Annotated in this window: 8 protein-coding genes and 1 pseudogene; 1 reads left to right on the plus strand and 8 read right to left on the minus strand. The window is 73.9% G+C overall.

Features of this window, described 5'->3' with window-relative positions:
- Window positions 1-6: 6 nt before the first annotated feature.
- Window positions 7-297 (plus strand): hypothetical protein, encoded by a 291-nt coding sequence (locus ACYVKY_RS00185; RefSeq protein ID WP_460432966.1) that lies wholly within the window; start codon window positions 7-9, stop codon window positions 295-297.
- 4 nt (window positions 298-301) lie between these two features.
- Here ACYVKY_RS00185 and ACYVKY_RS00190 read toward each other — a convergent pair whose 3' ends face one another.
- The 8 genes and pseudogenes from ACYVKY_RS00190 to ACYVKY_RS00225 form a co-directional block, all read right to left on the minus strand.
- Window positions 302-691, minus strand: coding sequence for a type II toxin-antitoxin system VapC family toxin (locus ACYVKY_RS00190; RefSeq protein WP_460432967.1), 390 nt, complete (start codon window positions 689-691; stop codon window positions 302-304).
- Window positions 691-924, minus strand: coding sequence for a type II toxin-antitoxin system Phd/YefM family antitoxin (locus ACYVKY_RS00195; RefSeq protein ID WP_460432968.1), 234 nt, complete (start codon window positions 922-924; stop codon window positions 691-693). The genes ACYVKY_RS00190 and ACYVKY_RS00195 overlap by 1 nt, the downstream gene beginning before the upstream one ends.
- A 32-nt stretch (window positions 925-956) precedes the next feature.
- Window positions 957-1,406 (minus strand): hypothetical protein, encoded by a 450-nt coding sequence (locus ACYVKY_RS00200; RefSeq protein WP_460432969.1) that lies wholly within the window; start codon window positions 1,404-1,406, stop codon window positions 957-959.
- Window positions 1,407-1,492: 86 nt separating this feature from the next.
- Entirely contained in the window at window positions 1,493-2,668 is a 1,176-nt protein-coding gene (locus tag ACYVKY_RS00205; protein WP_460432970.1) for a sterol desaturase family protein, read from the minus strand.
- A 71-nt stretch (window positions 2,669-2,739) separates the two neighbouring features.
- Window positions 2,740-6,003, minus strand: coding sequence for a DEAD/DEAH box helicase (locus ACYVKY_RS00210; RefSeq protein WP_460432971.1), 3,264 nt, complete (start codon window positions 6,001-6,003; stop codon window positions 2,740-2,742).
- 21 nt (window positions 6,004-6,024) lie between these two features.
- Window positions 6,025-6,414, minus strand: coding sequence for a type II toxin-antitoxin system VapC family toxin (locus ACYVKY_RS00215; RefSeq protein ID WP_460432972.1), 390 nt, complete (start codon window positions 6,412-6,414; stop codon window positions 6,025-6,027).
- Window positions 6,411-6,680 (minus strand): type II toxin-antitoxin system VapB family antitoxin, encoded by a 270-nt coding sequence (locus ACYVKY_RS00220; RefSeq protein WP_460432973.1) that lies wholly within the window; start codon window positions 6,678-6,680, stop codon window positions 6,411-6,413. The genes ACYVKY_RS00215 and ACYVKY_RS00220 overlap by 4 nt, the downstream gene beginning before the upstream one ends.
- 46 nt (window positions 6,681-6,726) lie before the next feature.
- Window positions 6,727-6,910, minus strand: a pseudogene (locus tag ACYVKY_RS00225) (IclR family transcriptional regulator); the annotation flags it as partial.

A 6,910-nucleotide genomic window follows, 5' to 3' on the forward strand; every position in this document is an offset into this window, starting at 1 on the left:
CTGACCGTGGGCGAGCCGTCTGCGCGCGTCGCGCGCCGGGTGCGCGCCGACCTCGGCGCGGACGCCGTCGAGGCCCTCGGGCTGCTGACCGACCTGCCCGAGACGCTGCCGCTCGGCGCGGGCCTCGACCCCGACCGGGTGCACGGGGCGCTGGTGCTGGCGGCCGGCGGCGACCTCGCCCGGCTGCGCGAGGCGGTCGAGCTCGCCCGCACCGACTGGCGCGACGCGCTCGTCGCCGGCGGTCTCGCCGACGACGGCTGGCGGCAGCGGCTCGACGTCGAGCTCGGCCCCGCCTGAGGGCTCACGCTCGCGCGTCGACGACGACCACCCGAGGCGAGAGGTCCGCGCCGAGCAGCGCCCGGTCGGCGGTCACGAACGGAAGACCCTCGGTCGCCGCCTGGGCGACGAGCAGCCTGTCGAAGGGGTCGCGGTGCGGGAGGCCGGTGACCTCGCGACTGGCCCAGGCGTGCGCGGCCGAGACCGGCAGCACCCGGACGCCCGCCGCGGCGACCCGGTCCACCAGGTCGGTCGGCACGTCCAGCCTGCCGAGCTCGGCCTTGATGGCGATCTCCCACAGGCTCGCCGCCGAGACCTGCACGGCAGCAGCCGACGAGACCCGGCTCCTGGCGAGCGGACCGAACGCGTCGTCGTCGGTGAGGAGCCAGAGCAGCACGTGCGTGTCGAGCAGCATCAGCGGCCCTCGAACGCCGCCACCACCTCGGCGTCAGGTTCATCGAAGGTGTCCGGGTCGTAGCGGATGACGCCCGCTGCGGTCCCGAACACCAGGTCGGGACGGCGGTGGGGCACCAGGTCGGCCACCGGCTTGCCCGCTCGGGCGATCACCACGTGCTCACCCCGCTCCACCTGCTCCAGGAGCCGCGACAGGCTCGACTTCGCCTCGTGCACGTTCACCACGGTCACCATGCAGCGAGCGTAGTGGGCTAGACCTGGCTAAGTCACCCGGTTCGGCGGATGGGCTCCTCGCGGTCGTGCGCGAAGAACCGCGTGGTGCCCTCGTCGTTGAACAGCAGTCCGGCGGCGACGAACAGCGCCACGGCCGAGGCGAGGTACACCAGCAGCTGCGGCAGCGGAGGGCCGGAGAGCGATCCCCACACGTTCACGACGACGCCGAGGGCCAGGTAGACCCCCGCCGCCCACCGAGCCCAGCGGGCACCCCGCCACAGGAAGACCGACAGCACGGCCGCCACGACGGCGCCGACGACCAGCGCGACCAGGTTCGTCCCGGCGCCGCCGTCCTCGGCCGGGGCGTCGGTCAGCAGCAGGAGGTCGACGACGTTGAGGGCGACGTTGACCCACAGCAGCACCACCGCCGCCCTGACGGCCCACGGCGGTCCCGTGCGTACCACCGACCGCGGCGCGTCCTGCTCGTGCTCGTCCGTGCTCATGCCCGCCCCCGTCGTCCGTCCCCGCGCCGGTGCCCGGGCCGGCGCGCAGCCTCCCACGGATCGGCCGTGGCCCGCGGCGTCCGTCCTCAGCGGACGTAGTCGTCGTAGGTCGCCTTGCGCCGGAACGGCATCGCGTGCTGCGCGACGAAGCCCTGGGGGACCGTCTCGAGGGTCAGGACGCCGTACTCCTCCGGCCAGCTGCCGTCGCGGGGCAGCTTGAACGTCCCCATCAGCATGTCGACGACCGGGAGGTGGATGGCGTAGTTGCAGTCCCAGTAGTCCTCGTGCCGCGCGTGGTGCCAGTGGTGGTAGCGCGGGAGGGTGAGCACGTACTCGAGCCGGCCGAAGCGGATGTCGAGGTTGGCGTGCGCGACCACCGCCTGCAGGCCGACCAGCACCGCGTAGGCGTTCACGACGGGCTGCTCGAAACCGAGGGCCAGCAGGGGCAGCACGACGATGCTGCGGGTCAGCACGGTCTCGACGAGGTGGACGCGCGAGCCGGCGAGCCAGTCGAGGTCGCGGCTGGAGTGGTGCACCGCGTGGAACTTCCACAGCGTCGTGATGCGGTGGTAGCACCGGTGCAGGAGCGCCTGGGCCAGGTCGGCGAAGAACACGGCCAGCAGGAACTGCACGAGGAACGGCAGCGCGCCGACGACCGCCTGCACGGCCGGCATGTGCGCGGCACCCACGACCACGGACGTGAACGCGGTGACCATGAGCAGGATGAACTGCACCAGCACGTGGCTCATGAAGAAGTAGACGGCGTCCGTGCGCCACCCGACCCGGAAGACGGCGACCGGCCGCCGGGCGAAGTGGTGCTCGAGCGGGACGAAGACCAGGGCCGAGAAGAACAGCGCCAGGACGAACCAGTCCATGCCGAGCGAGTACGGCGTCTGCTCGATCGGCTCGAACTGCACCGTGGTGCCGCCGAGCACGACGGCGAGCCCGCCGGCGGCCAGACCGACCAGCGCGTAACGGCGGTGGTGGCCCCGCAGGACCGCGATCGGGCCGAGGACGAACGTCAGCACGAGTCCGACGAGCAGCATGGTGCGCGCGAAGCCCTCGGTGTAGATCGCCCGGAACTCCTGGCTGGTGAGCAGGTCGGGGAAGTGGAAGCACAGCACCGTCAGCAGGCTGAGGACGCCCAGCAGGCAGGTGGCTCCGGGGGCGAACTGCCGGTGCGTGACCAGCGCGCGCAGCCCGGGTCGGCGAGGCCTCCGGTCGGCCTCGTCGACGGGGTCGCAGGCAGGTGCGTCGCTCATGTCGTCAGTATCGGAGCGCCCGCGACGGACTGGAGGCGGTACGCGTACTCAACCGGGAGCGTCGGCGGCACTCAGCCCTCGAGCAGGCCGCGCAGGTCGTCGGCGGTGACGGCGCCGGTGAGCGCCCCGCCGTCGTCGACGACCTGGTCGAACAGGTCGCGCTTGCGCTCCTGGAGCGCGACGACCTTCTCCTCGATCGTGCCCTGCGACACCAGCCGGAAGACGTGCACCGGACGCTGCTGGCCGATGCGGTGCACGCGGTCGATCGCCTGCGCCTCGGTCGCCGGGTTCCACCACGGGTCGAGGACGAACACGTAGTCGGCCTCGGTGAGCGTCAGGCCGAAACCGCCGGCCTTGAGGCTGATGCAGAACACGTCGCCGTCACCGGCGCGGAAGGCGTCGATCTCCTGCTGCCGGTCGCGGGTGCGGCCGTCGAGGTACCGGGTGGTCAGCCCCTCGTCGTGCAGGCGGTCGCGGGCCATCCGCAGGAACCGGGTGAACTGGCTGAACACCAGCGCCCGGTGGCCCTCGTCGGCGAGCTCGCGGGCGAGCTCGGCCAGGGTGTCGAGCTTGGCCGAGGTGAGGGTCGGGTGGTCCTCCCCGACCAGGCCGGGGTGCAGGCTGAGCTGGCGCAGCCGGGTGAGCGAGGCCAGGATCGCGACCCGGTTCGCGACCGGGTCGTCGAGCAGGCCGAGCACCCGCTGGCGCTCGCGCTGCAGGTGCTGGTCGTACAGGCGCCGGTGCACGGGGTGCAGCGGCACCTGCAGCAGCTGCACCTGCTTCGGCGGCAGGTCGGAGGCCACCTGCTCCTTGGTGCGGCGCAGCATCAGCGGCCGGATGCGGCGGCGCAGCGTGTCGAGCAGGTCCGGCCGGGCCCCGCTCTCGATCGGACGGCGGACCTCCTGGGTGAACCGGTCGGGACGCGGGTACAGCCCGGGGGCGGCGAGCGAGAACATCGACCACAGGTCCATCAGCGAGTTCTCGAGCGGCGTGCCCGTGACGGCGAGCGTGAAGGGCACGTCGAGCCGCCGGGCCGCGTGGTACGTCTTCGACTGGTGGTTCTTCACGAACTGCGCCTCGTCGAGCACCAGTGCGCGCCAACGGTGCTCGCGGAACGAGCGGTCGTCGATGCGGAGCACGGCGTACGACGTCACGACGACGTCGGCGTCACCGACCGCCACGGCCAGCGGCGATCCACGGCGCCGGCTGGTCTCACCCACCACCCGCACCCGCAGCGTCGGGGCGAACCTCGCCGCCTCCGCGGCCCAGGTGCCCACCACGCTCGTCGGCGCCACCACGAGGACCGGCGCGTCGAGGTCACCCTGCTCCTTCGCCCGCACCAGGAGCGCGAGCACCTGCAGCGTCTTGCCCAGACCCATGTCGTCGGCGAGCACGCCGCCGAGACGGGCGTCCCACAGGGCGGTCAGCCAGTGGTAGCCGTCGTGCTGGTACGGGCGCAGCACAGCCGTGAGCCCCTGCGGCAGCGCGGGTCTCGGCGCGTCGGCGAGCCCGCGGACGGCCTCGACGCTGTCCTTCCACCGCTGCGCCTGCGCGCCGACCACGCCGAGCGCCACGAGCTCGTCCCAGAGGCCGAGCTGGAACCTGTTGATGCGCAGGCCGTCCGACGTGCCCTCGGTGAGCGAGCGGGCCTCCTCGATGAGCCGGCGCAGGTCGGACAGCGCGGGGTGGTCGAGGCGGAACCAGGTGCCGGAGTCGAGCAGCAGGGCGTCGTCGTCGCGGGCGAGTGCGGCGAACAGCGGCTCGAACGGCACGTCCTCGTCGTCGACGGTCACGGTGACGTGCAGGTCGAACCAGTCGGTGCGGGCGTCGTCGTCGGACGTCGCGACCTCGATCAGCGGTGCGGCGGTGGCCTCCTCGAACACGGGCAGCTCGTCGACCACCTCGACGTGCACGTCCGGGTCGGCCTCGAGCACCGGCAGCTGCTCGGTGACGAAGCGCACCGCCGCGAGCCCCACCAGGTGCGCGGTCGGCGCGAGCCTCCGTCCACCGCGCGGACCCGGCCCGGTGACGGCTCCCGGGACGTCGTGCAGCGCGGTGACGCGGTCGAGCAGCGCTCGCTCGGCGCCGTGGTCGCGCGCCGCGTCGGCGGCGTCGGAGCGCACCCGCACCCCGCCGTACCGGAACCCGAGCGCGAGACCCACGACACCACCGTCGGTCTCGACCACGACGTCGACCTGCGGCGCCGGCCCGGCGCCGACCTCGACCGAGCCGTCGTCGCTGGTGACGGGCGCCCGGTCGCGCAGCCGCGGCAGCACCAGTCCGGTGAACCGCTCGGCGTCGCCCGCGGGCACCAGCACCGGCCGGCTGTCGAGCAGCAGGTCGGCGAGCGCGTCGTCGACGGGGGCGGCGAGCTCGGCGAGCACCGTGTCGGCGCCGCGCACGACCGCCAGTCCGTGCGCGGGGGTGCCGACCAGCACCAGCTCGCCGGCGCCGGGTCGTGGCTCGAGACCGACGGCCTCGGCCACCAGCCGCACGCCGCCGTCGTCGTCGCGCCGCACGTCGAGCCGGGCCCGCACGGGGTGGTCGAGGAGGGCGACCGTGCCCACGTGCCCGGCGGGCGGCAGCAGCTCGACACCGGCCTCCACCGCGGTCCGCAGCGCCGACCAGCCGGCGGCGCCGAGGTCGTCCAGGACGACGTCGGGCCGGTACCGGTACCGGTCGGACCCGGTCTCGTGCAGCCGGTAGAGCTCGGCGAGCGCGGCGCGGTGCCGTTCGTCGACGTCGGCCGGTGCCCGTCCGTAGCGCTGCCCGATGACGTCGGTCCACTGCGCGGCGCGTGCCCAGGTGCCCGCCCGGGTGCGCCGGGTCGGACGGACGCGGACCGCGAGCACAGTGCCCGGCGGCGCACCGGGCTGCCAGCCGGTGCTGCGCTCGACCACGTCGACGACCAGGCCCATCGCCGCGCCCCCGGCGACGGGCGCGGGTGCGACCGAGGTCGCGAGCAGCGGACCGAGCCGCCGCTCCCACTCCGGGGGCGCCGGCTCGACGCCGTCGACCACCTCGCCCGCGAACTGGGCGCGGGCGGCCAGCAGCAGAGCGACTCCGTGCTTGCAGCGCCCGCCGACCGGGCAGCTGCAGCGCGAGGTCCACGACAGCGGGTCCGAGCCGGCGCGCACCAGGGTCTGGTACGGCTGGCGTCCCGACCCGCGCACCGACGCCAGCAGCATCCGGCCGTGGTCGCCGCTGGTCAGCCCCTCGACCCGGCCCTGCCGGGCGTAGGCCCGGCCGCGGTCGAACGTGGTCTGCCCCACCGTGCGCTGCAGGAGGTGGTCGGCGACCTCGGTGACCCAGGACGCCCCGGCGGGCAGCTGCACGTGCCGCACGCTACCCGTGGCTCACCGCAGCGCGGACTGCACGTCGGTGCGCGCGAAGTCGTCGCCCACGAACAGGAGCGGCTCGCCCGTGACCACGGACAGCGCGTAGGAGAAGCAGTCGCCGAAGTTCAGCCGGGCCGGCGATCCCGACCCCCTGCCGAAGCGCTGGTACGCGGCGCGAGCCACCTGCGCGTGCTGGCGGGAGACCGGGACGGTCTCGATCTCCAGCTCGCTGATGATCTCGTCGAGGCGTCGGGCGTGCGAGGCCGAGCGGGCGTCGGCGACGATGCCGACCTCGACCCAGCTCGCGACGGACATCCTCGTGGGCGATGCCGCGGCGAGACGCAGGCACGCTCCACCGTCGGGTTCCTCGTTGACGATCGCCATCAGCGCCGAGGAGTCGACGATCACGTCGGCAGGCCCGTGCTCAGGTCGTAGAGGTCCTCCACGGTGACGATCTCGCGGTCCTCGTCGCCTGGCATCGACGCGTACTGGCGCACCAGGCTGCGGACCACGTCGATCTTGCGTGCGGTGCGCGCGGCCTCGGGGTCGGTGCCGTGCGCGCGCAGGTACATCTCGAGGGCCCGCTCGATGGCACCGGTCTGGCTCGTGCCGGTCAGCGCAGCGGCCTCGCGCGCGAGCCGGTGCACGCGCTCGTTCTTGATGTTCAGCCCCACGGGACCATTCTACTTTCTCGCGGGTCTACCGCTCTACCCTGGGCTCTCACCCGAGCGCGGCGGCGATCTCCCGGGCGGCTTCGACGACGTCGTCGACGGCCGTCGCGAGCAGCTCGGGACGGTTCGTCACGACGTTGACCGCCGCGAGCACCCCCGCCCCGGGGACCGGGGCGGCGAGCGCGTGCGCGCCGGGGTTGAGCTCGGCGGAGGTGGTGACGTACCCGGCGGCG

Source organism: Angustibacter speluncae (assembly GCF_054777815.1).